This is a genomic window from Desulfosarcina cetonica JCM 12296, from assembly GCF_001311845.1.
Classification (GTDB): domain Bacteria; phylum Desulfobacterota; class Desulfobacteria; order Desulfobacterales; family Desulfosarcinaceae; genus Desulfosarcina; species Desulfosarcina cetonica.
On the sequence record NZ_BBCC01000458.1, the window covers coordinates 1 to 1,238 of the forward strand.

The window sequence follows — 1,238 nt, forward strand, 5'->3', positions numbered from 1 at the left end:
GAATAGAGCCTTCGGCGGCCGGTCGCAGGTTTCGCCAACCAGATCCGGGGCGGCGCGTTCGACCAATGCCGCCACCCGCGCCTCAAACGCCGCCGCATCCCGGTCGATGCCCTGGATGCGCTTTTGCAGGACATCGGCCTCCTGGTGTTTCCCCCTGGCCTCGCGCAGGCTGTCGATCACAGCCAGGGCGGCAACGGGGCTGGTGGCATCGGCCGGCAGGCCGATCGGATCCAAATGCCGCTGCCACTCGGTTTTCCAAACCGCCATTGCCGCCGCCTGGGCCTCGCCATCGGCAACGACCTCGGCCAGTTCCCCCTCGACGGCGAGGAGTTCACCTTCCATGGACCGGATGCGCGCGGTCAGCTCCGCCTGGCGGGCCAGCATGGCCTGGGCCGCCCGAATCAGCCCTTTTAGGTCGTCGGCAGGGTTCGGTTCATCCCCGACAGCGCAAAGGGCCTGACGCAAGGCGGCCTGGTGGGTTGTCATCGCCGCCCGGGTGACTTCCACATGACGCCGGTCGTCGCGTAAGCGGGCCGCTTTTTCACGGATGGCGGTCATCTCCATCAGCCAGGCGCGCATCTCCGCCGCCCCCAGGGGAAGAATCGCAAGGGAAGCCCACAGCTGCCGCCATGCGGCCGATACGTCGACCTCCGCCGCCAGGGCTGTTTCCCGTTCCGCCGCAAGCGTGCTTTGCTGCTTCGCCAACTGCTTCCGGCGGGCCTCGATGAGAAGTTTGCGACTCACCTGGTCGGCCTCGCGGCGCAGACGGTCGGCAATGCCGTCCGCCTGGCGCATGAGGACCTCGAAGGTATCGGGCAGATCGCCCGTCACACCGGCCTGGCGACAAAAACCGCCCTGGCATCCGCTGGCGGCGGGTTGCCGGCCAGGGTCTGGCGAATCATTTGCCAGCCCCGGTCGCGGGTGGTCCGCGCCGCCTGCAAATCCGCTTCGGTGGGAATGATCTGGGCCGGGTCGACACGCCGTAATTCGGCCGTGGCGGCATCGATCTCGCCATCGATGGTCGCCAGGGCCGCATTGGCACTTTCGATCCGCCGCAGACTGGCGGCGAATTGTTGTTCAAAACGATCGAGAGTCTCCATGGACGGCAACGGCAGACGGTCGAGATCTTCCAGCGCACCGCCCCAGAGCGTCTGGCGCGCCAGACGACGCTTAAGATCATCGGCCAGGGCGCTGGATGCACGGGAAAGGTCCGCCAACTGGGCCTCCAGGGGCCCGGC

2 protein-coding genes are annotated in these 1,238 nt (G+C 67.4%); both read right to left on the reverse strand.

Annotated elements, in window-relative coordinates; all coding sequences use genetic code 11:
- The coding region (locus JCM12296_RS34940; RefSeq protein ID WP_218188454.1) for a hypothetical protein at positions 1–831 on the reverse strand (831 nt) is incomplete at its 3' end.
- Positions 828–1,238, reverse strand: a 411-nt coding sequence (locus JCM12296_RS34945) for a hypothetical protein (RefSeq protein WP_218188455.1), incomplete at its 5' end; no start/stop codon positions are given. The genes JCM12296_RS34940 and JCM12296_RS34945, both read right to left, overlap by 4 nt.